Genomic DNA, 23680 nt, shown 5'->3' with positions numbered 1-23680 from the left:
GCGCGCCCCGCCACCCCGGCCACAGGGCGTGCGGACTATTTTTTGCGCCGGGTGGATCCAGGCGGCGCTGGCGCGCGTACTCCCAGGGGCAGCAGACCGTTCTTGGGACCGCTGCGCTTTTTCAACCCACTGAAGAAAAGGGAAATACCATGCACACCCAGCCATTGCGCTCCCGTTTCGCGGCCCTGACGGGCGCACTTGCCGCCACGGCCCTGCTGGCCGCCTGCGGGGCGATGAAGCAGCCCACCCCCAGCCCCATGTTCTCGCAGGACAGCCTGCCGGACGCCATCAAGGTACCCGCCGGCAACCGGGTCGCCATGGAAACCGTCGGCGTGGGCGACATCACCTATGAATGCCGCGACAAGGCCAACGCGCCCGGCCAGACCGAATGGGTGTTCGTGGGCCCCAAGGCGGTACTGAACGACCGCAGCGGCAAGCAAGTGGGCACCTACTACGGCCCACCCGCCACCTGGGAGTCGGCCGATGGCTCCAAGCTGACGGCCACCCAGTTGGCCGTGGCTCCATCGGGTGCAGGCAACCTGCCCTACCAGCTGGTCAAGGCCAACCCCGCCATGGGCGGCGGCGCGATGGCAGGTGTGACCTTCATCCAGCGCGTGGCCTTGAAGGGCGGCGTGGCGCCTGCCTCGCCCTGTGCGGCCGCCAACAAGGGCGAGCGGCAGAGCGTGAAGTACCAGGCCGACTACATCTTCTGGAAAGCGGCGTAGGCCGCTGCCCGCCCCGCCGCGCCCCGCTCCGCGCATCCATCCGCATTGCGGGGCCAGCGCGTGGGGGTAGGGATTGATGGCACGCCCTAGTACTGCTTGTACGGCAGGAACTTGCCCGACAGCACCACCTTCACGCGGTCGCCCTTGGGGTCGGCCTCGCGCGTGATGTCCATGCTGAAGTCGATGGCGCTCATGATGCCGTCGCCGAACTCCTCGTGGATCAGTTCCTTGATGGTCGTGCCATACACGCTCACGATCTCGTACCAGCGGTAGATCAGCGGGTCGGTGGGCACGGGCGTGGGCAGCGAGCCCTTGTAGGGCACGACCTGCAACCACTTCTGCTCCTCGGCCGTGAGGCCGAAGATCTTGCCCAGCACCTTGGCCTGCACGGGCGATGCGGTCATCTGGCCCAGGCACAGGGCGGTGGTCCACTCCTTGGACTGGCCGACCTTCCTGGCAATGGCATCCCATTGCAGGCCCTTGGCGACCTTGGTGCTGATGATCTTCTCGGTGACGTCGTTGCGGTTCATGGGGGCTCCTTGGGGGCGGGTGTCGGATCAGTGCGCTATGGCACGACCGCAAGCAATGCCCGTGCCTGCCGGCCCCACGGGCCCGTGGGGCGGTGGACACGGCCACCTATCCACCCCCGGCCCGACACAGCACAATAAGCCCATGCAATCCGTATCCCCCTCCACGGCAACCGCTGCCGCCCCGCCCCTTGCCTCCGTCTGGCGCGCGCCCAGCCTCTCGGCGCGCTGGTGGCCCGTGTTCCTGCGAAACCTGCTGGTCTGGCGCAAGCTGGCCATCCCCAGCCTGGTGGGCAACATCGCCGAGCCGCTGATGTGGCTGGTGGCGTTTGGCTACGGCATGGGCGCCCTGGTGGGACAGGTGAACGTGGGGACGGCGGGCGGCGCGACGACGCAGGTGCCGTACATCCTGTTCCTGGCCAGTGGCTCGATCTGCATGAGCGCGATGAACGCCGCCAGTTTCGAGGCGCTGTACTCCGCCTTCTCGCGCATGCATGTGCAAAAGACCTGGGACGGCATCATGAACGCGCCGGTGCGGCTTGACGACGTGGTGCTCGCCGAAATGCTGTGGGCCGCCTTCAAGGCGCTGTTCACGGTGACGGCCATCCTGGGCGTGATGCTCGCGCTCTCCATCAGCCACAGCCCCAAGCTGCTCGTGGCCTGGCCGGTGCTGCTCTTCGTCGGCATCATGTTCTCCAGCATCGCGCTCATCTTCAACGCGCTCGCCAAGGGCTACGACTTCTTCACCTACTACTTCACGCTGGTGCTCACGCCCATGATGTTCCTGTCGGGGGTGTTCTTCCCGCGCGAGCAGCTGCCGCCCATCGTGCGCGCCATCTCGGACTGGCTGCCGCTGACCAATGCGGTCGAGCTGGTGCGGCCCCTGTTCATGGACCAGTGGCCTGCCAATGCGCTGCGCCACGGGCTGGTGCTGGTGATGACCACGGTGGTGGCCTTCTGGGTGGCCCTGGCGCTCACGCGCAGGCGCTTCAAGGCCTGAACCGGCGGCACCGCCATGGCCCTTCCCCCGCTGCTGGATCCGGACCGCATGGCCATGGTCGCCAAGGGCGTGTCGGCCATCGTGGCATCGTGCAACGCCCAGCTGCAGCCGAGCATCATGCGCGCGGTCGGCTCCCACATCAGCGCGGACGGGCATCAGGTCACCGTCTTCCTGCGCCGCAGCCAGTCGCGGCAACTGCTGCAGGACATTGCCGAGACAGGGCAGATCGCCGTCGTCTTCAGCGAGCCGTCCACGCACCGCACGCTGCAGCTCAAGGCCAGCAGGGCGGTGCAGCGCCCGGCCGCCGCCGCCGACACGCCGCTGCTGGAGGCGTACCTGCGCTCCATGGAACACGAGGTGGGCCTGGTGGGGTACGGTCCGCGCTACGTGGGCGCGATGCTGGCAGCGCCGCTGGCGGACGTGGTCGCCGTCAGCTTCACGCCGGCCAGGGCCTTCGACCAGACACCGGGGCCGCGCGCGGGCGCCGCGCTGCCCGCGCCGCAGCCATGAGCCAGCCCCTCCTGTCCCTGCACACGATCCGCCCCTGCCTGGAAGGAGCGATACCGGCCGTCATGGCCACCTGCGACGCCGATGGAACCCCCAACGTCGCCTACATCTCGCAGGCGGTGTACGTGGACGAAGGGCATGTCGCCCTGTCGTTCCAGTTCTTCAACAAGACGCGCCAGAACATCCTGCGCAACCCCCGCGCCTCGGTGCTGGTCCTGGACCCGCGCACGGCCAGCTTCTACCGCCTGCACCTCGTCTACCAGCGCACGGAAGCCACGGGCCCGGTGTTCGAGAGCATGCGCGCGCAGCTGGCGGGCATTGCCTCGCACGCGGGAATGGCGGGCGTCTTCGAACTCAAGGGGGCCGACATCTACGCGGTGGACCGCATCGAATCCGTGGCGGGCGAGAGCCTGCCTCCGCCAGCGCCGCGCCCCGGCATGCTGCACGCGATGCGGGCCTGCAGCGAGCGCATGGCCCGCTGCACCGCGCTCGACGAGCTGCTGCAATGCACCCTGGGCGCATTGCGCGAGCAGCTGGACATCGAGCACGCGATGGTGCTCCTGCTCGACGCGCCTTCCAGCCAGCTCTACACGGTGGCCAGCTGCGGCTACGCAACCTCGGGCGTCGGATCGGAGATCCGCCTCGGCCAGGGGGTGATCGGCGTCGCGGCCCAGGAAGGGACACCCGTGCGCATCAGCCATTTCACCAATGCCGCCCGCTACAGCCACGCCATCCGCGAGAGCCTGGATGCCCATGCCGGCACCGGCGATCCCCAGCCCGCCCGCGGCCTGGACATTCCCTACCCGGGCCTGGCCCAGCCGCACAGCCAGGTGGCGGTGCCCCTGATGTCCGCCGGGCGCCTGCTGGGCGTGCTGTTTGCCGAGAGTCCCCAGGACATGCGGTTTGGCTTCGAGGATGAAGACCTGCTGGTGGCCATTGCGGGCCAGCTGGCTGCCGCCATCGACCTGCTGCAGGCAGCGCCCGATGCGACCGAGCCCCTGCCCGCCCCCGCTGTAGCAACGCCAGTGAGCGGCAGCGCGCTGCGGGTGCGCCACTTTGCGGCCAATGACAGCGTGTTCATCAACGACGACTACCTGATCAAGGGCGTGGCAGGAGCCATCATCTGGAAGCTGCTGCGCGACCACCAGCACACCGGGCGCGTGGACTTCACCAACCGCGAACTGCGGCTGGACCCCACCCTGCGCCTGCCCGATGTGGCCGACAACCTGGAGGCCCGCCTGCTGTTGCTGCAGCGCCGCCTGCAGGAGAACTGCCCGCACATCCATATCGAAAAAACAGGGCGCGGGCGTTTTCGGCTGTGCGTGCTGCGCCCCGTGGTGCTGGAAGACGCCTGACGCCTCAGTGCACCAGACCAGGCACCACCGGCAGGCCCAGGCTGCGCATCAGCTTGGTCCACTCGGGCTGCGTGAGGTGCGGCTGCACTTGCGCCAGCACTGCGGCCAGCACGGGGGCGGGCGCACGCTGCTGCATGTCCGACAGCATGGCCGTGCGCTCGGCCGGTGACATGTAGGGCACCATCCAGCGGGCTACCACCATCATTTCGTGCGGCGGGATCGAGGCCACCAGCGCATCGTGCACACCCGCCAGTTCCGCGTCGGTGTAGCACTGCCAGAGCACGCGGTTGTGCGCAGTCTCTTCCTCGTGCATGTGCTCGAAGTTGTGTGCCACAAACAGCGCCAGCTGGCGGTACAGGGCCAGGGTGGCCGCAGCCCGTGCGGGCTTGGCACAGGCCATGAGGTGGTTCACCCCGTCTGCCAAGGCCGTGATGGCCTGTTCGTGCTCCACATGCTCACCCGCAATGCTCTGGCTGGAGCCGGGCTGGCGCGCCTCCATGGCGGCGTGCACAAACTGGTTCTCGTGGTGCAGGTGCGCGCGGCACAGGTCCAGCAGCTGCATCACACGGTCGCAGGTGTGGGCGAACTCCAGGTCGTCGTCCACATCCATGCGGCCCAGGCCCAGCAGCGTGTCGGCCATGAAGGCGCGCAGCGCCTTGTGGATGCTGGCGTACATGTCCATGCGGGGAGCGGCGGGCTGGGCTTGGGTCAGTGCGGCAATTTCGCGGGCATCAATCTTCATCTGCTTCTTTCATGGCCTCGTGGGGCCTCTCAACACCCTGCTTCTAGGGGTGCCGGGCCGGGTGCACCATGCACCCGCTTCCATGAAAAGAAGTCTAGAAAAGCGCGGCCGGTTTGCCTGTTAAAAACTCCTTAAGCAGACCTTCTTCGAACCTTAAAAACCGCGTTCAGTGCCACAAATGTGAATTCCTTCACACCCGCGCACGCAGCAGGTCCACCGCCTTCTCCGCGATCATCACCGTCGGTGCGTTGGTATTGCCGCTCACGATGCGAGGCATGATGGACGCGTCCACCACGCGAAGGCCCGACAGGCCATGCACGCGCAGTTCGGCATCCACCACGTCCATGGGCCCCGTCCCCATGCGGCAGGTTCCCACGGGGTGGTAGATGGTGTCGGCGTACTGGCGGATGAACTGCTCGATCTCCACGTCGGTGCGCGCGTTGGCGGATGCCGCCAGCTCCTTGGCGCCGAACTTCGCCAGCGCAGGCTGCGCGAGGATCTCGCGCGTGCGCTGGAAGCCGCGCACCATGCGCCGCATGTCATCGGGGTCGGCGAGGAACTGCGGGTCCACCAGCGGCAGGGCCATGGGGTCTTTGCTCGCCAGCGTCACCGAGCCCCGGCTGCGCGGCTGCAGCAGGCACACGTGGGCCGAGTAGCCGTGGCCGAACACCGTCTTGCGGCCGTGGTCCACGAGCTTGCCGATCACGAAGTGCAGCTGCAGGTCGGGCGCGGGTTCGGACGGATCGCTCTTGATGAAGCCACCGGCCTCGGCGAAGTTGGTGGTCAGCATGCCCGTGCGGCTGCGCCGCCATTCGCGGATGCCGCGCAGGGTTTGCGCCATGCCCGAGAGCGACAGCCCGAACAGGTCCTTGAGCGCGGGCGCATCCATGACCTGCACCACGTCGGGATGGTCGTGCAGGTGCGCGCCCACGCCGGGCAGGCCATGCAGCACCGGGATGCCGTGGCTTTGCAGCTGCGCGCCCGGCCCCACGCCGGAGAGCATGAGCAGCTGCGGCGACAGCAGCGCCCCCGCGCTCAGCAGCACCTCGCGCGAGGCCTTCACCTGCCGCAGCGCGCCGCCCTGGCGGTATTCCACGCCCACGGCGCGCCGGCCGTCAAACAGGATGCGGGTGGCCTGCGCGCCGGTGACGACCTGGAGGTTGGGCCGTGCCAGGTGCGGCGTGAGGTAGCCCTTGGCGGCGCTGTGGCGCTCGCCGTTCTTGTGCGTGACCTGGTACGGCCCCACGCCCTCCTGCGTGGCGCCGTTGAAGTCGGCGTTGTACGGATGCCCGGCCTGCACCCCCGCGTCGGCGAAGTACTGGCTGAAGCGGTTTGGCGCGCGCAGGTCCGCCACGTTGAAGGGGCCGCCCTGGGCATGCCAGGCATCGGCGCCGCGCTCGTTGTTCTCGGCACGCAGGAAGTAGGGTTTCACATCCTCCCAGCCCCAGCCGGGATTGCCCTGGGCGGCCCAATGGTCGTAGTCGGCATGCTGGCCCCGGATATAGACCATGGCGTTGATCGAGCTGGAGCCCCCGAGCACCTTGCCGCGCGGCTGGTAGCCGCTGCGGTGGTTCAGCGCGGCCTGCGGCGTGGTGTTGAAGCCCCAGCCGTTGAGTTCGAACTTGGCCATCACGGCCAGCCCCGCGGGGCAATGGATGAGCACGCTGCTGTCGGCCGGGCCTGCTTCGAGCAGGCAGACCCGCACGGCGGGGTCTTCGGTCAGCCGGCCCGCCAGGACGGAGCCCGCCGAACCGCCGCCAATGACGATGTAATCGAACATGTTGTGTTGCCTCCTGCGCCGTACATGGCGGCGGTGTGGAGGCACGATAACCGAACGGGCGTTCGATTCGCTTTACCATGCTGCCCGTCTGTTTCACTTTGAAGAGAGCTCTCTATATGACGATTCGAACGGTTGGCATCATCGGCGCGGGCACCATGGGCAATGGCATTGCACAGGCCTGCGCGGTCTCGGGCATCGACGTGGTGATGGTCGACATCTCCGATGCCGCGGTGCAAAAAGGCCTGGCCACGGTGTCGGGCAGCCTGGACCGCCTGATCAAGAAGGACAAGATCACGGCGGCCGACAAGGACGCGGCGCTGGCGCGCATCAAGGTCTCCACCAGCTACGACGACCTCAAGGCCGCGCAGCTCGTGATCGAGGCCGCCACCGAGAACTACGAGCTCAAGCTCAAGATCCTCAAGCAGGTGGATGCGCTGGTCGCGCCCGAGGTGCTGATCGCCTCGAACACCTCCTCGATCTCCATCACCAAGCTGGCCGCCGCCACGTCGCGTGCCGACCGCTTCATCGGCATGCACTTCTTCAACCCCGTGCCCATGACGGCGCTGGTGGAGATCATCCGCGGCCTGCAGACCAGCGATGCCACGCACGACGCCGTGAAGGCCCTGGCCGAGGCCCTGGGCAAGAGCCCCATCACCGTGAAGAACGCACCCGGCTTCGTGGTCAACCGCATCCTGGTGCCGATGATCAACGAGGCCTTCTTCGTGCTGGCCGAGGGCCTGGCCACGCCCGAGGACATCGACGCGGGCATGAAGCTCGGCTGCAACCAGCCCATCGGCCCGCTGGCGCTGGCCGACATGATCGGCCTGGATGTCTGCCTGGCGGTGATGGACGTGTACCTCACCGAGTTCGGCGACAGCAAGTACCGCGCCTGCCCGCTGCTCAAGGAAATGGTGGCCGCCGGCCGCCTGGGCCGCAAGACCGGCCAGGGCGTTTACACCTACTGAGGACCCCAGGCGCGCTGTCCCCCCGGGGACGGCGCGCCCATCGCGTTGGGTTTTCAATCATGGGCAAGGAGACATTTGCGCCCATGACCAGCAGCATCACCCCCACCACGCCCCCGGCCGAAGGCTGCATCGACACCCAGGTGCTCGGCCACATCCTGCTGATCGGCATCAACCGCCCGGCCAAGCGCAATGGCTGGACGCCGCCCATGTTCCGCCAACTGGCCGAGGCCTACACCCGGCTCGACGATGACCCAGAGCTGCGCGTGGGCGTGCTGCATGCCTTTGGCGACCACTTCACCGCCGGGCTGGACCTGCCCGCCGTGAGCGCCTACATGCAGCGCGGCGAAAAAGCCATCCCCGAAGGCCTGGTGGAGCCCCACGACTACGGCCTGCCCGGCTACCGGCGCCGCAGGAAGCCCATGGTGGTGGCGGTCAAGGGCATCTGCTTCACGGTGGGCATCGAACTGATGCTGGGCGCCGACATCGTGGTCGCCGCCGATGACTGCCGTTTCTCGCAGATGGAGGTGCAGCGCGGCATCATGGCCACGGGCGGCGCCACGCTGCGCATGGCCGAACGCGCGGGCACCGGCAATGCGCTGCTGCATTTGCTGACCGCCGACGAGTTCGGAAGCAGCGAGGCGCTGCGCCTGAACTTCGTGCAGAAGGTGGTGCCCGCCGCGCAGGTGCTGGACGAGGCCATCGCCATCGCCCGGCGCATCGAGGCCCAGGCGCCGCGGGCCGTGGTGGCCACGCGGCTCAACGTGCTCAAGGCCATCGAGCAGGGGCAGGCCGCCGCGGTGGCCGATTTCATTCCCGTGCAGAAGCAGCTGGCCAACAGCGAGGATGCGGCCGAGGGCGTGCGCGCCTTCGTTGAAAAGCGGCCCGCGCGTTTCACCGGGCGTTGACGGCCCGCCGCGGCCAGGCCGGGCCGGGCCTCTTGCGCCTTGATGGCACGCGCGCCGCGCGCGGATAGCACCGCGGGCGAAAGGCCGCCGCGTCCGTCCGCAAAAACCAATCCAGCAACAAAAGATTACACAATTCAATTGCACACAATTAAATTGCACCGCACAATCCACCCCATGGCACGCAGCAACACTTCCACCACCCCCAGCCCGGCAGCGCTGCGCCTGGACAACCAGGTGTGTTTCGCGCTGTATTCCGCCTCGCTGGCGATGACCAAGCTGTACAAGCCCCTGCTGGAGGCCGTGGGCCTGACCTACCCCCAGTACCTCGTGATGCTGGTGCTGTGGGAGCAGGACGGCGTGACCGTCTCCGACCTCGGCGAGCGCCTGTTCCTCGACTCGGGCACGCTCACCCCACTGCTCAAGCGCCTGGAGACCTCGGGCCTGATCGCCCGCATCCGCGATGCGCAGGACGAGCGCCGCGTGCGCATCAGCCTCACGGCCCCGGGCCGGGCGCTGCGCGACAAGGCGGAAAGCATTCCGCCCTGCGTGCTCGAAAGCAGCCAGTGCACCCTGCCCGAGCTGACCGCCCTGACCGGCCAGCTCAAGACCTTCCGCGACCGGATCAACCCGCCGCGCTGACCCTTTTCTTTCACCGTTCGTTTCCACCCCTCGTCCGCATCGCGGACATTCATTGACCCACTGCAAAGGAAGACACCATGACGCAACTCGAAAAAGTCCTCTACACCGCCAAGGCCCACGTGACCGGTGGCCGTGACGGCGCCGCCAAGACCGATGACGGCCGCCTGGACGTCAAGCTGTCCTCGCCCGGCACCTCCGGTACTGGCACCAACCCCGAGCAGCTGTTCGCCTCGGGCTACGCAGCCTGCTTCATCGGCGCGATGAAGGCCGTGGGCGGCAAGATCGGCATCCCCGTGCCGCAGGACGTGTCCATCGACGCCGAAGTGGACCTGGGCCCCATCCCGAACGCCTACGGCATCGCCGCGCGCCTGGCCATCAGCCTGCCCGGCCTGGACAAGGCCACGGCCCAGAAGCTGGTGGACGCAGCCCACCAGGTCTGCCCCTACTCCAACGCCACGCGCGGCAACATCGACGTGACCATCACGCTGGTGTAAGCCATGGGCCGGCTGCTGCTTCCCCGCATCGCGGTGGCCCTCGTGGCCATCGAGCATGTGTACATCCTGGTGCTGGAGATGTTCTTCTGGAACAAGCCCCTGGGCCTGAAGACCTTCAACCTGACCCAGGAGCTGGCCGATGCCACCGTGACGCTGGCGGCCAACCAGGGGCTGTACAACGGCTTCCTGGCCGCCGGGCTGTTCTGGGGGCTGTTCACCGGCAACCGGCTGTTCAAGATCTTCTTCCTGGGCTGCGTGATCGTGGCCGGGGTCTTCGGCGCCGCCACCGCCGTGCCCAAGATCTTCTTCACCCAGGCGCTGCCGGCCATCATCGCCCTGGCCCTGGTGCTGGCCCTGGACAAGCCCGCGCGCCAGCGCAGCCTGTAGTAGCTACAAAAATCATAGCTTCCAGCGCTTGTCTGCCAAGCACTGGAAGCTATCTTTACATGCGGCATGGCGCTCCCCGGCGCCCGGCCCGCGCGCTGCAAGCTGGCATTCAGCCACGCGCGCGATGATGGTGCCCAATACTCGCGCCATGAAGACCGCCCTCCTCTCCGACATCCACGCCAACCGCCAGGCCCTGGACGCCTGCCTGCAGCATGCCCGCGCGCAGGGCGCCCAGCGATTCGCCCTGCTGGGCGACCTCGTGGGCTACGGCGGCGACCCCGTGGCCGTGGCAGACCAGGCCATGGCGCTCGCGCAGAACGGCGCGCTGTGCGTGCTGGGCAACCACGACGCCATGGCGCTCGCGCCGCCCGCGACGCCCCGCAACCGCGCAGAGCTGGGCGCGCGGTGGACACACGACCGCCTCGCGTCGCGGCACCACGCCTTCCTGCAGGCCTTGCCGCTGACCGCGCGGCTGGGCGGCAACGCCCTGCTCGTGCACGCCAGCGCCGACGCACCTGCCCAGTGGCGCTACGTGGACGACTCCAACGCGGCCGAGCGCTGCATGATGGCGGCGCAGGCCATCGACCCCGCCATCCGCTATGTGTTCTGCGGCCATGTGCACGAGCAGGTGCTGTACTTCCTCACGCCCACCGCCAAGCTCATGCGCTTTGCGCCCGAGCCCGGCGTGCCCGTGCCCGTGCCGCCACACCGCCAGTGGCTCGCCATCGTGGGCTCCGTGGGCCAGCCGCGCGACGGCGACGCACGCGCCATGTACGCGCTGTTCGACGACGCGGCGGCGCAGATCACCTTCCACCGGGTGCCGTACGACCACCTGGCCGCCGCGGCCGCCATCCGCGCGGCGGGCCTGCCCGGCTTCTATGCGGACCGCCTGGAAAAAGGCCAGTAGGGATGAAACACCCCCCTGAGCGGCTGCGCCGCTTCTCCCGCCCCCGCATCGCTGGGGGATGCGGGCAGGGGGACGGCGCCAGCGCGGCACGCGGCGCAAGGGAAAATCAACATGAAACTGCTTGAGCCCGGCACCGAGATCGACGGCTTTCGCGTGGTCGAATGCATCCACGCGGGCGGCATGGCGCATATCTATGCCGTGGAGTACGCGCAGGCAGGCCGCAGCCCCGGCTTTCCGATGGCGATGAAGATCCCGCGCATGACCGCAGGCGACGGCGCGGAGAACATCGTGGGCTTCGAGGTCGAACTGCAGATCCTTCCGGTCCTCACCGGCCCCCACGTGCCGCGCTTCGTCGCCGCCGGCGACCTGGTGCGCCTGCCCTACCTCGTCATGGAATACGTGCCGGGCCAGACGCTGCAGCACTGGCTGGACGGCGCCGCCGGTCCGGGCATGGCGCCCACCCCGCCAGAGACCATTGCGCGGCTGGGCGCGGCCATTGCCCACGCCGCGCACAGCCTGCACCAGCAGAACGTCTGCCACCTCGACCTCAAGCCGGCCAACGTGCTCATCAAGAGCGACGGCGACGCCGTGCTGCTGGACTTCGGGCTCTCGTGCCACGCGCACTACCCCGACCTGCTGGCCGAGGAAATGCGCCAGGCCGTGGGTTCGCCCACCTGGATCGCCCCCGAACAGGTGGTGGGCGTGCGCGGCGACCCGCGCAGCGACATCTTCGCCATCGGCGTGATGCTGTACGAGCTGGCCACCGGCGAGCTGCCCTTTGGCTCGCCCACCACGCAGGGCGGCCTGCGCCAGCGGCTGTGGATGACGCCCGCGCCCCCCCGCAAGCACCGCGCCGACATCCCGCCCTGGCTGCAGGAAGCCATCCTGCGCTGCCTGGAGCCCGAGGCCGCCAGCCGCTACCCCTCGGCCGCCCACCTGGCGTTCGACCTGACCCACCCGGCGCAGGTGCCCATCACCGCGCGCGGCCAGCGCACGCAGGGCACGCCGCTCACCACGCACCTGCGCCGCTGGGTGCGCGCGGCGGGCATGCACTACCAGCCCAGCCCCCTGCCCGCGCAGCAGATCGAGGAGACTCCCATCCTCATGGTGGCCGTGCCACATGCCGACGTGAGCGATGCCACGCTGTATTCGCTGCGCCAAGCGGTCGCGCGCTCGCTGGGCATCCGGCCCGGCGCGCGCCTGGCCTGCGTGACGGTGATCTCGCCCTCGGCCAGCAGCACGAGCGACAGCGAACGCAGCGAGACCACGCTGCACCGCCAGCACATGGCGCGCCTGCGGCAATGGGCGCAGGGGCTGGACCTGTCGGGCCACCACGCGAGCTACCACGTGCTGGAAGCCAGCGACGTGGCCCAGGCGCTGGTGCGCTACGCCGCCAGCAACCACGTGAGCATGATGATCCTGGGCGCGGCCACCCACGGCCTGCACACCCAGCGCTTCATCGCGACGGTGCCCATGCGCGTGGCGCGCGACGCGCCCTGCACCGTCATCCTGGTCAAGCAGTCGCTTCCGTTCGAGCAGCTGGCGCACCCCCTGGGCGGCTGAGCGGCCGGGCCGCGCTGTCGCGCAGGCGGCGCGGGCATCTTGAGCCGGTGGGGGGTTTCGTTTAGCGTCGCGGCATGAGCACCACCACCACCCTCCTCGTGCGCCAGAACCAGCTGGCCACCACCCGCCTGTGGGCCGCCGAAGAACCCGCCCTCGCCGAGGGCCAGGTCCGCGTGCGGGTCGAACAGTTCGCCCTCACGTCCAACAACATCACCTATGCCGCGCTGGGGAACATGCTCAACTACTGGCAGTTCTTCCCCACCAGCGAGCCCGGCTGGGGCATCGTGCCCGTGTGGGGGTTTGGCACGGTGACCGAGTCATCGCACCCCGACGTGGCGGTGGGCGAGCGGCTGTACGGCTACTGGCCCATGGGCACCCAGGCGGTGCTCTCGCCCCAGCGCGCCAACGCGGCCGGCTTCAGCGACGGTGCCCCCCACCGCGCGGGCCTGCACGCCGTCTACAACCACTACCTGCGCACCCGCACCGACCCGCTGTACCGCGCCGACAACGAGGACGTGCAGGCGCTGCTGCGGCCGCTGTTCATCACCTCGTGGCTCATCGACGACTTTCTGGCAGACCAGCAGTTCTTCGGCGCCAGGCGCATGCTGCTGTCCAGCGCGTCGAGCAAAACGGCCTACGGCACCGCGTTCCAGCTGGCGCAACGGGGCGGCATCGAGGTCGTGGGGCTGACGTCGCCGGGCAATGTGGCCTTCTGCGAAAGCCTGGGCTGCTACGACCGCGTGGTCACCTACGACGCGCTGGAATCGCAGCTCGACGGCGCCACGCCCAGCGTGTACATCGACTTCGCGGGCAGCGTGGGCCTGCGCCAGCGCATCCACGCCCACTTCACGGGCCTGGCCTACAGCTGCTCGGTGGGTGCAAGTCATGTGGGCGATCTGGGCGGCGCCGGCCAGCTGCCCGGCCCGCGCCCGGTGATGTTCTTCGCGCCCGCCCAGGTCAAGAAGCGCCACACCGACTGGGGTGCGCAGGGCCTCAACGACCGCCTGGTGGCGGCCTGGAACCAGTTCAGCGCCGCCGTACAGACCGCCTCCAACCCCTGGCTGGTGGTGCACAACCATGAGGGGCCCGAGGCCACGCAGGCGCTGTTTGCCGCCGTGCTGGCCGGCAGCGGCGACCCGCGCGCCGGGCACATCGCCACCATGCTGCCCCGCTGACACGCAACGCGCGGGACATGCCGGGGCGGGCGGCGACAATGGGGCATGACCCCATTGCCTCCCGACACCGCGCCCGACACCCGCCCCCCCGCCGACCAGCACCCCTACGCCCGCCTCACTCCCGACCAGGTGCTGGACGCGCTGGCCGGCGTGGGCCTGTATGGCGACGGGCGCCTCATGGCCCTGTCGTCGTACGAAAACCGGGTGTACCAAGTCACGCTGGAAGACGGCGAGCGCGTGGTGGCCAAGTTCTACCGCCCGGGCCGCTGGAGCGAGGCGCAGATCCTGGAAGAGCACGCCTTTGCCGCCGAGCTGATGGCCGCCGAGGTGCCCGCCGTGGGGCCCCTGGTGCTGAACGGCAGCACCTTGCACCAGCACGACGGGTTTGCGTTTTCGGTCAGCCCCTGGCGCGGCGGCCGCCAGCCCGAGCTGGATGACTTCGAGGTGCTCGAATGGATCGGCCGCTTTCTCGCCCGCATCCATACCGTGGGCGCGGCCCGGCCGTTTGTGCACCGCCCGCTGCTGGACGTGCAGACCTTTGGCACGGCGTCGTACGACTGGCTGCTTGCCCGGGAAATCATCCCGCTCGACATGCAGGCCCAGTGGAAGGCCCAGTGCGAAAAAGCTCTTGAATTGATAGCTGCCAGCGCTTATCCATCAAGCGCTGGAGCCCCATTTAGCTTGAAAGATGCCACCCCCATCCGCCTGCACGGCGACTGCCACCCCGGCAACATCCTCTGGACGCCGCTGGACGAATGGGGCCGGGGCGGCCCGCACTTCGTGGACCTGGACGACGCCCGCATGGGCCCGGCCGTGCAGGATCTGTGGATGCTGCTGTCGGGCGACCGGCGCCAGCGCACCCACCAGCTCGGCGCCCTGATCGACGGCTACGAGCAGTTCCGCGGCTTCGACCGCCGCGAGCTGGCGCTCATCGAGCCGCTGCGCACGCTGCGCCTGATCCACTACAGCGCCTGGCTCGCGCGCCGCTGGCAGGACCCGATCTTCCCGGTCAACTTCCCGTGGTTCGGCACCAGCGACTACTGGCGCGGGCAGGTGGACATGCTGATCGAGCAGATCGAGGCCATGCAGGAAGAGCCCCTGTCCGCCTGAGGCAGCCCCGCGGCCTGCGTGCCGCGCCACGGGGTTCACGCCGCGGGTGCCGGCGATGCCCTTGGCGCCTCTTCATTGCAAACGATTGTCAACCCGTGTGCACGCGGGTGCGATGTCGCGCACCATCAGAAAAACGACCTTCAAGAAGGGCATTTTTCTGACTTGCGAAGGGCCTCCAGGCCCGAAGACTCACACCACCATGCGCATTGCCGTCCTCAACGACGACCCCCTCCTGCCCGACATGATCAAGGGCGCCCTCGAGCGCCTCCACCACGTGTGCCACTTCTATGCCAGCGGCGCGAGCCTGCTCAAGGACGTGCGCCACGAGACCTTCGATCTGCTGATCGCAGACTGGCATCTTCCCGACATGAACGGGATCGAGGTCATACAGCGCATGCGCGAGATGATCGGGCACCAGCTTCCCATCCTGCTGGTCACCCGGCGCAACGAGGAGCGCGACGTGATCGAGGCCCTCAACCGGGGCGCCGACGACTTCATGACCAAGCCGGTGCGCATGGGCGAGCTGGTGGCACGCGTCTCGGCCCTGCTGCGGCGGGCCTACCCGCAGACCATGGGCGAGGCGCTGGTCTTCGGCCCCTACCGCTTCGACGCGGAGCGGCGGCTGCTGACCCTGCACGGCGCTCCGCTGGCGCTGAAGAACCGCGAGTACGAACTGGCCCTGTTCATGTTCCGCAACGCGGGGCGGCTGCTGTCCCGCGCGCACCTGCGCGAAGTCGTGTGGGGCGAAATCAGCGAGGCGGCTTCGCGCTCGCTCGACACCCATGTATCGCGCCTGCGCGCCAAGCTGCAGCTGACCCCGGGCAACGGCTACACGATCACGTCGGTATATGGCATGGGATATCGGCTCGATGTGCCGTAACCACCCCGGAGCCTGAGCCTGGGACCCGTGCCGCCAAACGCTCAGGACCTCGACGGCGCCGCCTTTACAAGCGATTCGCGCCAACCACGCACCAGCACGTCGCGAACGAACCGCCGGTCCAGCCACAGCCACAGGAGGATGGGCACCAAGGTGGGCAAAATCAGTGAGCCCATCTGGTATCCGTAGACGATGGCCTCCATCTCCCACTGGGAAATTCGCAGAAACCGGATGTTGGTCTGCGCGGCCATCACGATCTGCATCAGGAGGGACAGGATGAAACTGAACACCTGTGCCGGCAGCAGCAGCACGTAGCCGATCACGGCACGCCCCACACGGCCCTTGCCGCGCGCGGCGAACAACAATGCCAGAAGTATCGGGAATCCATAGGCGTAGCGCGCAGGGTTGCCGTCGACGGTCACCTCTGCCCACCGGCCTGCCGCCTGGGGCACGGGAACCGCCACCGAAGTATCCACCTCCACATTCCCTGGTGTCACCCGGACCTGGCGGACCCATATGGGCGCACCCTGCTCCAGCGCAACGTGCGACAGCACGCCCACGGGATATGCGACCCAGGCAGATACCTGCGACCACAGTGCCGTAAGAACAATGATCCAGCCAAACGCAGACAGGACGAAGACCGTGAGCGGAGAAGGACGGCGCATGGTGTTTCTCGGGTTCATTCCGGCGGATCAGGGCCGCACTGGCGGCGAGAGGTCCAACGAGGTGCTCACCAGTGCGTTGCCAGGCCCCTCCACGACGGAGGAGGGCTGGCGCGGTGGCGGGGCGGGCGGCTCGTCAGGCGGCGATGGAGGCTCTGGGGGCTGCTCGGCCTTGGTTCCGGCACGCACCCACAGCAGCCACACGATCAGCACATCCAGCATGATGAGCGCTTGCCACAGGTACTCGTGCGCGAAGTTGAACACCTGGGTGTTCCACTGGCCGATATAGAAAAGGCTGATGACCCGGACCACATTGAGCCCCTGCACGGCCACGAAACCGGCAGCGAGCCCCAACAATTTGTGCCGCAGACTCGACGGAAAAGCGATCACCGCGGCAAACAGCACGATGCAGGCTTCCACCCCGTTGCAGCCGGGCTCGATGGACACGCCGAACCCGGTGGCTGTGTTCCAAAGCACCTTGCCAGCGGCAGCCGCGGTCGAATCGAACAGCGTGACCAGCGCAACGCAAATGCGCGCCAGCAGGGCTGTCCACGGCAGGATGACGTGCTGCTGCACGGCGCTCAGCATGTTGATGCCGAACAGGGTGAGTTGGATTGTGAGGAAGAGCAGAAAGAAACGTAGCATAGAAAAAATCAGGATATCTTCACCCAGCAGAGAATTCTGCCGCAGGTGACAACCGCCCAATCACGGCCGTCGCTGCACGCAAAAGAGCCGGATGCCCATGACAGCATACCGGCTCTCGAACAGCGTCAGCGCTGTTACCCTGGTGGATCAGCGACGACGCTGTAGCACCGCTTCACGCAAAGCCAGCGAGGCCAGCAGCATCGAAAGCAAGATGATGCCCCATTCGGAGAGCGTCGGAATAGAGGATGCTGGCGGGTTGCCCACCGTTTTTGGTGTGGTCGAGCAGTTGTTGCCGCCCACCGGGTCGCCAGGCATATCGACGCAAGCGGTATTGTTCACAGTAGCCGGCCCCGTATATGGGGAGTCGACCCGAACTCGGACCGTAAAGTCCACGGAAGCGCCTGCCGCCAAGTTGGAAACCACGCACACCACCTGGCGAGACGCGCCGTCATACGAACAACCCGGCGCCGACACGAACGCAAGTCCTACTGGCAGAGCATCCGTGACCTGCGCGCCATGGGCCGGCACCACGTCACGGCCACTTCCCGCCAGTTGCGTGTTGGTCACACGCAGCGTGTAGTCAAACTCAGTGCCGGGCATTGCCCTGGACGCACTGGTGCTTTTCGTGATGCCCAGATCGATTTCGTTGCCGGCTGCGGGTGCACCACGGCTCGTCGTCGTGTCTTCGTCGACTACGTTGTTGGTCGTCTGCGTTTCGTTCTCATCCACAGCCACGGTTACGTGGTTGCCCTGGGTACCGGAGTACGCCCCAGCGGTGATGATGCTCTCTGCCCTCATTCGATAGGTCAGCACGACTTGGTTGGATACGCCCAAGCCAATGGTGGGGAACGTGCACTGCAGGGTTCCCGACATAGCCCCCAGAGCGGGCTCCGTACAGCCCGTGGTCGGCACGCTAGCCCCCGCAACGGTCGCAGTCAGATTGCCTTGGTAGCTGAACCGTGCTGTGTTGCCTGCGTTCGGGAAGGTATCCGTCATCACCAGGTTGGTGCCGATGGAAGGGCCGGCGTTGCGGATGGTGACGGTGTACATCGTCTCCGAGCCCAGGGGGACCGGATCCACGCTGTCGGTTTTCTGCACCAGGATGTCCACCAGAGAGGCGATCACGTTGGTGGTGATGCTGGACGAGTTGTTGGTGGTATCGGTTTCGGTGTCGCCCGCGCCCACCGCCACATTCACGGTATTGCTAATAACGGTGTTCAGCGCGGCGGCCAGCGGACGCACTGTGAAAGTGACCGTGCGGTTGCTGTTGGCAGCCACATTCATCCATGTGCAGCCGAGCGTGCCGCCGACGGAGTCCACAGCAGGCACAGTTGCGCATGTTCCACCGTTCGATGGCGTGCCCACACTCACGAAAGCGGTGTTGGGTGGCATGACGTCCGTGATGATCAACTCGTTAGCGGTGGATGGCCCGCCATTTCGCGCCGTCACCGTGTAGATCGTGGGCTGACCCACGCGCACGTTGCTGCTCGGATTCACCGTCTTGGTGACTGTCGCATCTACGCGCGGCTCCACGTTGCTGGAGATGGTGACGCTGTTGTTGCCGCGGTCTGGGTCGCCCACGTCCAGCGAATTCACCGACGCCGTATTGCTGCGAGCAAGCACCGTCGCAGTGGTGTTGTTGGGGCGCACAACGATGGTCACCGTGGCGGTGCCGCCATTTGCTGCCAGCGTGCCAAGGTCGCAATCAACGACTTGGGAGATACCATTCAGAGGGTATGGGCCCACTGGCGAACAGGAGCCTTGCGAGGTGGCAATGCTTTGGAGCCCCCCGGTGCTGACAAGGTTGTTGACCGTGTCGTACACATGCACATTCGTGGCGTTCACCAACGGAGATAGATTGGTAGCAACGAGTGTGTAGGTGAGATTCTGACCCACCACCACTGATCCAGGATTTGCGGTTTTGGTGATCTGCAAGTCAGCAGAATTCACACCCGTCGTGCCCGTGACACCGGTCGCGACACAGTTGTTTTGGAACCCTGGCGCATCACCGGCCTCCACGGGGCCGCTCCCGCTCAAGGCAAGGCAAGCACCGTTGTTCAAGGTGCCCGCAATGGTATTTGTAGCAGGGATGCTCAGCGTGGGCGCGTTGCTGTTAACGCCCAGGTTGCTGCTGCTGCGTGTGTGCGTACAAGTCACCGTGTCTGGACCGACCACCGGCAGCGCGGGACAACTCCATTCCGAGCCTGGAGGCAAAGCTGCCAACGACATGCCATTCGGAACGGTTTCGGTCACGGTGATAGTCTGCCCCGTAAGCACCGGCATCGGCCCGTAGTTTCGCACCACGATGTTCCAGTTGTAGGTGGTGCCCGTTACTACCGGATTGACGCTGGAGCTCTTGGAGATGCCCAGATCGGCAGAGTTGTTCACGGTGACGGTGCTGGTGTTGTTGGAACCGTCCGAATCGGTCTCGTTTGCCAAGACAGTTCCCGTGTTCGGAATATCTCCGATACCGGTAACGTCTGCCACCAGTGAAATGGCGGGCAAGCTGGTGAACGGCCCCCCGTTGTAGAAGCCAGGATAAGTGCAGGTCAGTCGGCCTGCAACGGTGACGCCGAAGTCGCAGACCCAGGGCGCGCCTGCGCTATGGCTCGCGTACGTCAGCCCGGCAGGCAGTGTGTCGATCACCGTCACGCCAGAGGGCGGCGCGCCACCCAATTGCCGCGCGGTCAGAACAAATGATGCCTGGGTGCCACCGCCGGCAGCGGCCAGCGTGGCCGTCTTGGTAATGGCCATGTCGGCACCTGCGGTGAGCGTCACTGTCTCGGTGTCGACGTTGTCGGTGGTATCGCCATCCGGAAAGTCGGACCTGACGTCAAAAGTGCCTTCGACTGCGCCTGTGACGTTAGCAACCGCCGGCACAGTGATGTTGGGGAAACTGGCTCCAGGGGCCAATCCATCATTTCGAGAGCAGGTGATTTCCGTGCCCGCCCCGCCACCCGCAGGGGCAGTGCGCGGATAGCCACCGGAAGGTTGGCAGTCCCAACCTGTACCAGTCGGTCGACTCGTGACAGTGGAGCCTGTTGGCACGTTGAAGGTGACTCTGGGCGATTGGCCCGACGGCAGGGCATCCGGCCCGCCGTTGTTTGTTACGGCGAGCGTGTAGGTGTAAGGCGTGCCAGCCGCGATAGGTCCTGCTGCGGAGGCGGTGGCCGAGATGGCCAGGTTGGCTGCCGCAACCGCAGTGATGTTGCGTGTCAGGGCGTTGTTGCCGGTATTGTTATCGGCAGTGTCAGATGTGAGTTCTGCCGAATTGGGCCATACGGCGGCAGAAGGCAGCCGCACTTGCAAAGTGACCGTGCGCGAGCCGGGGTACGGTATCGACGCCCAGGTACAGGCATAGGGTGCCACTGCAGTGCAGGTTCCGCCGGCGCTTGCGGTCATGCTGACAAAGGTGGAGCCCGCAGGGATGGTGTCGGTCAGCTTGACATTGGATGCGGGAGACGTTCCGTTGTTGTTGACCGTCATCGTGATCGTGGCCACACCCCCAGCTGGCACAGGATCAGGCGTCACCACGTGCTGAGCCAGCACCATGTCAGCGGACTGCGCCAGGGCGGCCCCGGCAAACAACCCGCTGGCCAGCAAGAGCCAGCGGAAGCGGCGCACGGCGCGCTGCGCGGGCGCAGCCGCAGGAACCTCGCGTGCCTGCGCGGTGGCATCGCTGGCAGGCTGCATGGACCCGCTGGATGTCTGCGCGCGCCAGGGAGCGCGGCCGCTCGTCCATAGTCGCGTCAATCGATAGGGCATTGAATTCTCCTGAAGTGGATGGCTCGAACTTCCGGCCACGCCGCGACCTCACCAGGCCCCTCAGGGCTGGCAAAAAATGCGAGGGAGTGCGTGAACGCGCCTGGGCCGCCATGGGCAAAGGCAGGGCCTGAATTTATCGAGCGCGGCAGGCGTAATCCGCGCAGAAACAATCGTTAACGTTCGTGAACCGTATTGCGTATTGTTTCCACCACGCCGGCCGTGGCGCGCAGGCGCCCCCGGGCAGTGGACCGGTTCCACGGCACTGGGCTATGCTGCGCCATCCCAGATCCCCCAGCGAGTTGCCCCGGCCATGAAGGATTTGTTCCGCAACCTCTTTTCCATCCGCCAGCAGCGCCGGCCTGCCCCGGTGGGGCCCTTGCCGGCGGTGGGCACGTTCATCATCCGGGGGCCGGTCAAGATGGCGATCACCTGCCCCGTGCCGCCCGAGCTCTGGGACTGGCTGGTGCTCTCGGGCTGGCGCAACCTGCCCGTCAAGAATGACCGGCGCAAGGGGCTGCTGGCGCCGCAGGGCGCGCTCAAGGAGCTGATCGACGCCGACCCGCAGGAGCGCAACCGCGCGCACGACCGCCTGCTGGAGCAGGCGCGGCCGGAGGATTGAGGCGCACCGCCCCCGCCCGCTGGCGCGGAGGACGCCAGCGCCGGCGCAAAAAAACCCCGTGATGCCGTGGCATCGACGGGGTTTGCTCTATTTTTAATAGCTATCGGCGCTTGATGGCCGGGTGCCAGAAGCCTATTTCATCCCTGTCACACCAGCAGCGCATTCACCCGCCGCACGTAGGCCGCCGGGTCTTCGGGCAGGCCGCCTTCGGCCAGCAGCGCCTGGTCGAACAGGATGTGCGCGAGGTCGTGGAAATGCACGCTGCCGTCGAGCTTCTTGACCAGCGCATGCTCGGCATTGACCTCCAGCACGGGCTTGGTCTCCGGGGCCTGCTGGCCCGCCTGCTTGAGCATGCGCGCGAGCTGGGTGCTCATGCCGTCGTCCTGCACCACCAGGCACGCGGGTGAATCGACGAGGCGCGTGGTCACGCGCACGTCCTCGGCCTTGTCCTTGAGCGCCTCCTTGAGCTTGGCGAGCACGGGCTTGAAGGTCTCGGCGGCCTCTTCGGCGGCCTTCTTCTCGGCCTCGTCCTGCAGCTTGCCCAGGTCCACCGCGCCCTTGGCCACGCTTTGCAGCGGCGTACCGTCGAATTCGTGCAGGTAGTTCAGCGCCCACTCGTCCACGCGGTCGGTCATGAGCAGCACCTCGATGCCCTTCTTCTTGAAGACTTCGAGCTGCGGGCTGTTCTTGGCCGCGGCCAGGGTGTCGGCGGTGATGTAGTAGATGGCCTCCTGGCCTTCCTTCATGCGGGCCTTGTAATCGGCAAAGCCCACGGTGGCGGTGTCGCTGGTGGTGGACGCAAAACGCAGCAGCTTGGCCAGGCGCTCGCGGTTGCCAAAGTCTTCGCCCAGGCCTTCCTTGAGCACGGCGCCGAATTCGGCGTAGAACTGGCTGTACTTGCCTTCCTTGGCCTTGTCGTCGGCGTCGACCACGTCCGTCACACCGTCGTCGCCCGCCGTGGCCTCATGCTTGTCGTGCTTGGCCAGGTCTTCCAGCATGCTGAGCACGCGCTTGGTCGAGCCTTCGCGGATGGCGCGCACGTCGCGGCTTTCCTGCAACAGCTCGCGGCTCACGTTCAGCGGCAGGTCGGCCGAGTCGATCACGCCCTTGACGAAGCGCAGGTAGGTGGGCATCAGCGCCTCGGCGTCGTCCATGATGAACACGCGCTTGACGTACAGCTTCACGCCGGCCTTCTTGTCGCGGTTCCACAGGTCGAACGGCGCCTTGGCGGGGATGTACAGGAGCTGCGTGTACTCGGTGTTGCCCTCAACGCGGTTGTGCGCCCAGGTCAGCGGGGCTTCATGGTCGTGGCTGATGGTCTTGTAGAACTCGGCGTACTGCTCGTCGGTCACGTCCTTCTTGGGGCGGGTCCACAGGGCGCTGGCCTTGTTGATGGTTTCCCACTCGCCGGTCTTGACCATGGCGCCCGGCTGGCGGCCGCCGTTCTCGTCCGAAGGGTTGATCAGCTCGCCGTCTTTCCACTCTTCCTTTTCCATCAGGATGGGCAGGCTGATGTGGTCCGAATACTTGGCGATGACGGACTTGAGCTTCCAGGCGTTGAGGTATTCCTCGGCGTCGTCGCGCAGGTGCAGGATGATGCTGGTGCCGCGCTGCGGACGGGTGATGGTTTCCACCTCGAAGTCACCCGTGCCGCCGCTCACCCAGCGCACGCCCTGGTCGGCAGGCAGGCCCGCGCGGCGCGACTCGACCGTGATCTTGTCGGCCACGATGAAGCCCGAATAGAAGCCCACGCCGAACTGGCCGATGAGCTGCGCGTCCTGCTTCTGGTCGCCCGAGAGCTTGCCCATGAAGTCCTTGGTGCCGCTCTTGGCGATGGTGCCCAGATGCTCGATGGCCTCCTGCTGGCTCATGCCGATGCCGTTGTCGGTGATGGTGAGCGTCTTCGCGTCCTTGTCGAAGGTCACGCGCACTTCCAGGTTGGGAGCGTCCTCGAACAGCGCGGAATTGTTCAGGCCTTCGAAGCGCAGCTTGTCGCACGCGTCCGAGGCGTTGGAGATCAGCTCGCGCAGGAAGATCTCCTGGTTGGAGTACAGCGAGTGCGTGACAAGGTGCAGCAGCTGGGCCACTTCGGCCTGGAAAGACAGGGTCTGTTTGGTGCTCATGGTGTCTTGGAGATTGCTGTGTAAGGTGCAAGGGAACGCCTTTCACGGGCCACGGGGGTGGCGAGGAAAGGCGTTCGCGCGTGTTCACCTCGGGGCGGACTGGCTGATTTCAAGGGTGTTTCGCACACGGCGGCCTCCGGCGCGGCCTGCCGTCCGTCCCTGCAGGCGGCGGGCAGGCGGGGCCGGGCGCTGAAGATTGTTGACAATT

At 66.9% G+C, this 23680-nt stretch carries 22 protein-coding genes; 15 read left to right on the top strand and 7 right to left on the bottom strand.

The window, feature by feature from the left end; translation table 11 throughout:
- Positions 1–149 precede the first annotated feature (149 nt).
- On the top strand, positions 150–725 hold the full coding sequence (locus AC1RCS_RS02745; protein WP_492246316.1) for a DUF3455 domain-containing protein: 576 nt from the start codon (positions 150–152) through the stop codon (positions 723–725).
- A gap of 86 nt (positions 726–811) precedes the next feature.
- Here AC1RCS_RS02745 and cynS read toward each other — a convergent pair whose 3' ends face one another.
- Complete coding sequence (cynS, locus tag AC1RCS_RS02740) at positions 812–1255, bottom strand: cyanase (protein WP_218340575.1); 444 nt, start codon at positions 1253–1255, stop codon at positions 812–814.
- A 142-nt stretch (positions 1256–1397) separates the two neighbouring features.
- On the opposite strand from cynS, the gene AC1RCS_RS02735 reads away from it, so the two are divergent.
- From AC1RCS_RS02735 to AC1RCS_RS02725, 3 genes are read left to right on the top strand one after another with little or no spacing between them, the layout of a single operon-like run.
- Positions 1398–2252 (top strand): ABC transporter permease, encoded by an 855-nt coding sequence (locus tag AC1RCS_RS02735; RefSeq protein WP_218293084.1) that lies wholly within the window; start codon positions 1398–1400, stop codon positions 2250–2252.
- A gap of 15 nt (positions 2253–2267) precedes the next feature.
- Positions 2268–2762: a hypothetical protein gene (locus tag AC1RCS_RS02730; protein ID WP_492246315.1), complete on the top strand. Its 495-nt coding sequence runs from the start codon at positions 2268–2270 to the stop codon at positions 2760–2762.
- Positions 2759–4114 (top strand): GAF domain-containing protein, encoded by a 1356-nt coding sequence (locus tag AC1RCS_RS02725; protein ID WP_492246314.1) that lies wholly within the window; start codon positions 2759–2761, stop codon positions 4112–4114. The genes AC1RCS_RS02730 and AC1RCS_RS02725 overlap by 4 nt, the downstream gene beginning before the upstream one ends.
- 4 nt (positions 4115–4118) lie before the next feature.
- On the opposite strand, the gene AC1RCS_RS02720 is transcribed toward AC1RCS_RS02725, so the two are convergent.
- Both AC1RCS_RS02720 and AC1RCS_RS02715 read right to left on the bottom strand, forming a co-directional pair.
- A complete protein-coding gene (locus AC1RCS_RS02720; RefSeq protein WP_492246313.1) occupies positions 4119–4856 on the bottom strand; it encodes a hemerythrin domain-containing protein in 738 nt (245 codons plus the stop codon).
- Positions 4857–5046: 190 nt separating this feature from the next.
- On the bottom strand, positions 5047–6636 hold the full coding sequence (locus tag AC1RCS_RS02715; protein WP_218340580.1) for a GMC family oxidoreductase: 1590 nt from the start codon (positions 6634–6636) through the stop codon (positions 5047–5049).
- Positions 6637–6752: 116 nt separating this feature from the next.
- Between AC1RCS_RS02715 and AC1RCS_RS02710 the strand changes: the two genes are divergently transcribed.
- From AC1RCS_RS02710 to AC1RCS_RS02665, 10 genes are all read left to right on the top strand, one after another.
- Positions 6753–7601 carry a 3-hydroxybutyryl-CoA dehydrogenase gene (locus AC1RCS_RS02710; protein ID WP_492246312.1) on the top strand — a complete coding sequence of 283 codons (849 nt, stop codon included), beginning with the start codon at positions 6753–6755 and terminating at the stop codon, positions 7599–7601.
- A gap of 83 nt (positions 7602–7684) precedes the next feature.
- Positions 7685–8506: a crotonase/enoyl-CoA hydratase family protein gene (locus tag AC1RCS_RS02705; protein WP_492246311.1), complete on the top strand. Its 822-nt coding sequence runs from the start codon at positions 7685–7687 to the stop codon at positions 8504–8506.
- Between the two features lie 174 nt (positions 8507–8680).
- A complete protein-coding gene (locus tag AC1RCS_RS02700) occupies positions 8681–9145 on the top strand; it encodes a MarR family winged helix-turn-helix transcriptional regulator (RefSeq protein WP_218293077.1) in 465 nt (154 codons plus the stop codon).
- Positions 9146–9222: 77 nt separating this feature from the next.
- Positions 9223–9639 carry an organic hydroperoxide resistance protein gene (locus AC1RCS_RS02695; protein WP_218293076.1) on the top strand — a complete coding sequence of 139 codons (417 nt, stop codon included), beginning with the start codon at positions 9223–9225 and terminating at the stop codon, positions 9637–9639.
- Positions 9640–9642: 3 nt separating this feature from the next.
- A complete protein-coding gene (locus AC1RCS_RS02690; protein ID WP_369641293.1) occupies positions 9643–10026 on the top strand; it encodes a DUF1304 domain-containing protein in 384 nt (127 codons plus the stop codon).
- Between the two features lie 148 nt (positions 10027–10174).
- Entirely contained in the window at positions 10175–10933 is a 759-nt protein-coding gene (locus tag AC1RCS_RS02685) for a metallophosphoesterase family protein (protein ID WP_218293074.1), read from the top strand.
- A gap of 111 nt (positions 10934–11044) precedes the next feature.
- Entirely contained in the window at positions 11045–12496 is a 1452-nt protein-coding gene (locus tag AC1RCS_RS02680) for a protein kinase domain-containing protein (protein WP_492246310.1), read from the top strand.
- Between the two features lie 74 nt (positions 12497–12570).
- Positions 12571–13671 (top strand): DUF2855 family protein, encoded by a 1101-nt coding sequence (locus tag AC1RCS_RS02675; RefSeq protein ID WP_492246309.1) that lies wholly within the window; start codon positions 12571–12573, stop codon positions 13669–13671.
- Positions 13672–13716: 45 nt separating this feature from the next.
- Complete coding sequence (locus AC1RCS_RS02670; RefSeq protein WP_218293071.1) at positions 13717–14781, top strand: serine/threonine protein kinase; 1065 nt, start codon at positions 13717–13719, stop codon at positions 14779–14781.
- Positions 14782–14980: 199 nt separating this feature from the next.
- Positions 14981–15661 carry a response regulator transcription factor gene (locus AC1RCS_RS02665; RefSeq protein WP_492246308.1) on the top strand — a complete coding sequence of 227 codons (681 nt, stop codon included), beginning with the start codon at positions 14981–14983 and terminating at the stop codon, positions 15659–15661.
- Positions 15662–15702: 41 nt separating this feature from the next.
- Here AC1RCS_RS02665 and AC1RCS_RS02660 read toward each other — a convergent pair whose 3' ends face one another.
- The 3 genes from AC1RCS_RS02660 to AC1RCS_RS02650 all read right to left on the bottom strand — a co-directional run bounded on the left by AC1RCS_RS02660 (position 15703) and on the right by AC1RCS_RS02650 (position 20730).
- Positions 15703–16323, bottom strand: a complete 621-nt coding sequence (locus AC1RCS_RS02660) for an exosortase H-associated membrane protein (protein ID WP_492246307.1) — start codon at positions 16321–16323, stop codon at positions 15703–15705.
- A 27-nt stretch (positions 16324–16350) separates the two neighbouring features.
- Positions 16351–16965 carry an exosortase H gene (gene xrtH / locus AC1RCS_RS02655; RefSeq protein ID WP_492246306.1) on the bottom strand — a complete coding sequence of 205 codons (615 nt, stop codon included), beginning with the start codon at positions 16963–16965 and terminating at the stop codon, positions 16351–16353.
- A 147-nt stretch (positions 16966–17112) separates the two neighbouring features.
- Complete coding sequence (locus AC1RCS_RS02650) at positions 17113–20730, bottom strand: IPTL-CTERM sorting domain-containing protein (protein WP_492246305.1); 3618 nt, start codon at positions 20728–20730, stop codon at positions 17113–17115.
- Between the two features lie 310 nt (positions 20731–21040).
- On the opposite strand from AC1RCS_RS02650, the gene AC1RCS_RS02645 reads away from it, so the two are divergent.
- On the top strand, positions 21041–21349 hold the full coding sequence (locus AC1RCS_RS02645; RefSeq protein WP_218293068.1) for a hypothetical protein: 309 nt from the start codon (positions 21041–21043) through the stop codon (positions 21347–21349).
- Between the two features lie 146 nt (positions 21350–21495).
- On the opposite strand, the gene htpG is transcribed toward AC1RCS_RS02645, so the two are convergent.
- The gene (gene htpG, locus AC1RCS_RS02640) at positions 21496–23472 is read right to left on the bottom strand and encodes a molecular chaperone HtpG (RefSeq protein WP_492246304.1); all 1977 of its coding nucleotides are present in this window, start codon (positions 23470–23472) and stop codon (positions 21496–21498) included.
- Between the last annotated feature and the right edge of the window lie 208 nt (positions 23473–23680).

It is taken from the genome of Acidovorax sp. GW823-FHT01C06, from assembly GCF_058798375.1.
The sequence above is the reverse complement of the archived record's forward strand: the minus strand, read 5'-3'. Positions and strand labels throughout refer to the sequence as shown.

What these genes read in the sequence shown, in the direction of transcription:
- cynS (WP_218340575.1), bottom strand. Translation starts at nt 1,255, where the DNA reads ATGAACCGCAACGACGTCACCGAGAAGATCATCAGCACCAAGGTCGCC.
- AC1RCS_RS02725 (WP_492246314.1), top strand. Translation starts at nt 2,759, where the DNA reads ATGAGCCAGCCCCTCCTGTCCCTGCACACGATCCGCCCCTGCCTGGAA.
- AC1RCS_RS02745 (WP_492246316.1), top strand. Translation starts at nt 150, where the DNA reads ATGCACACCCAGCCATTGCGCTCCCGTTTCGCGGCCCTGACGGGCGCA.
- AC1RCS_RS02690 (WP_369641293.1), top strand. Translation starts at nt 9,643, where the DNA reads ATGGGCCGGCTGCTGCTTCCCCGCATCGCGGTGGCCCTCGTGGCCATC.
- AC1RCS_RS02705 (WP_492246311.1), top strand. Translation starts at nt 7,685, where the DNA reads ATGACCAGCAGCATCACCCCCACCACGCCCCCGGCCGAAGGCTGCATC.
- AC1RCS_RS02665 (WP_492246308.1), top strand. Translation starts at nt 14,981, where the DNA reads ATGCGCATTGCCGTCCTCAACGACGACCCCCTCCTGCCCGACATGATC.
- AC1RCS_RS02695 (WP_218293076.1), top strand. Translation starts at nt 9,223, where the DNA reads ATGACGCAACTCGAAAAAGTCCTCTACACCGCCAAGGCCCACGTGACC.
- AC1RCS_RS02680 (WP_492246310.1), top strand. Translation starts at nt 11,045, where the DNA reads ATGAAACTGCTTGAGCCCGGCACCGAGATCGACGGCTTTCGCGTGGTC.
- AC1RCS_RS02660 (WP_492246307.1), bottom strand. Translation starts at nt 16,323, where the DNA reads ATGCGCCGTCCTTCTCCGCTCACGGTCTTCGTCCTGTCTGCGTTTGGC.
- AC1RCS_RS02730 (WP_492246315.1), top strand. Translation starts at nt 2,268, where the DNA reads ATGGCCCTTCCCCCGCTGCTGGATCCGGACCGCATGGCCATGGTCGCC.
- AC1RCS_RS02645 (WP_218293068.1), top strand. Translation starts at nt 21,041, where the DNA reads ATGAAGGATTTGTTCCGCAACCTCTTTTCCATCCGCCAGCAGCGCCGG.
- AC1RCS_RS02720 (WP_492246313.1), bottom strand. Translation starts at nt 4,856, where the DNA reads ATGAAGATTGATGCCCGCGAAATTGCCGCACTGACCCAAGCCCAGCCC.
- AC1RCS_RS02735 (WP_218293084.1), top strand. Translation starts at nt 1,398, where the DNA reads ATGCAATCCGTATCCCCCTCCACGGCAACCGCTGCCGCCCCGCCCCTT.
- AC1RCS_RS02715 (WP_218340580.1), bottom strand. Translation starts at nt 6,636, where the DNA reads ATGTTCGATTACATCGTCATTGGCGGCGGTTCGGCGGGCTCCGTCCTG.
- AC1RCS_RS02670 (WP_218293071.1), top strand. Translation starts at nt 13,717, where the DNA reads ATGACCCCATTGCCTCCCGACACCGCGCCCGACACCCGCCCCCCCGCC.
- AC1RCS_RS02710 (WP_492246312.1), top strand. Translation starts at nt 6,753, where the DNA reads ATGACGATTCGAACGGTTGGCATCATCGGCGCGGGCACCATGGGCAAT.
- htpG (WP_492246304.1), bottom strand. Translation starts at nt 23,472, where the DNA reads ATGAGCACCAAACAGACCCTGTCTTTCCAGGCCGAAGTGGCCCAGCTG.
- AC1RCS_RS02650 (WP_492246305.1), bottom strand. Translation starts at nt 20,730, where the DNA reads ATGCCCTATCGATTGACGCGACTATGGACGAGCGGCCGCGCTCCCTGG.
- AC1RCS_RS02685 (WP_218293074.1), top strand. Translation starts at nt 10,175, where the DNA reads ATGAAGACCGCCCTCCTCTCCGACATCCACGCCAACCGCCAGGCCCTG.
- AC1RCS_RS02675 (WP_492246309.1), top strand. Translation starts at nt 12,571, where the DNA reads ATGAGCACCACCACCACCCTCCTCGTGCGCCAGAACCAGCTGGCCACC.
- AC1RCS_RS02700 (WP_218293077.1), top strand. Translation starts at nt 8,681, where the DNA reads ATGGCACGCAGCAACACTTCCACCACCCCCAGCCCGGCAGCGCTGCGC.
- xrtH (WP_492246306.1), bottom strand. Translation starts at nt 16,965, where the DNA reads ATGCTACGTTTCTTTCTGCTCTTCCTCACAATCCAACTCACCCTGTTC.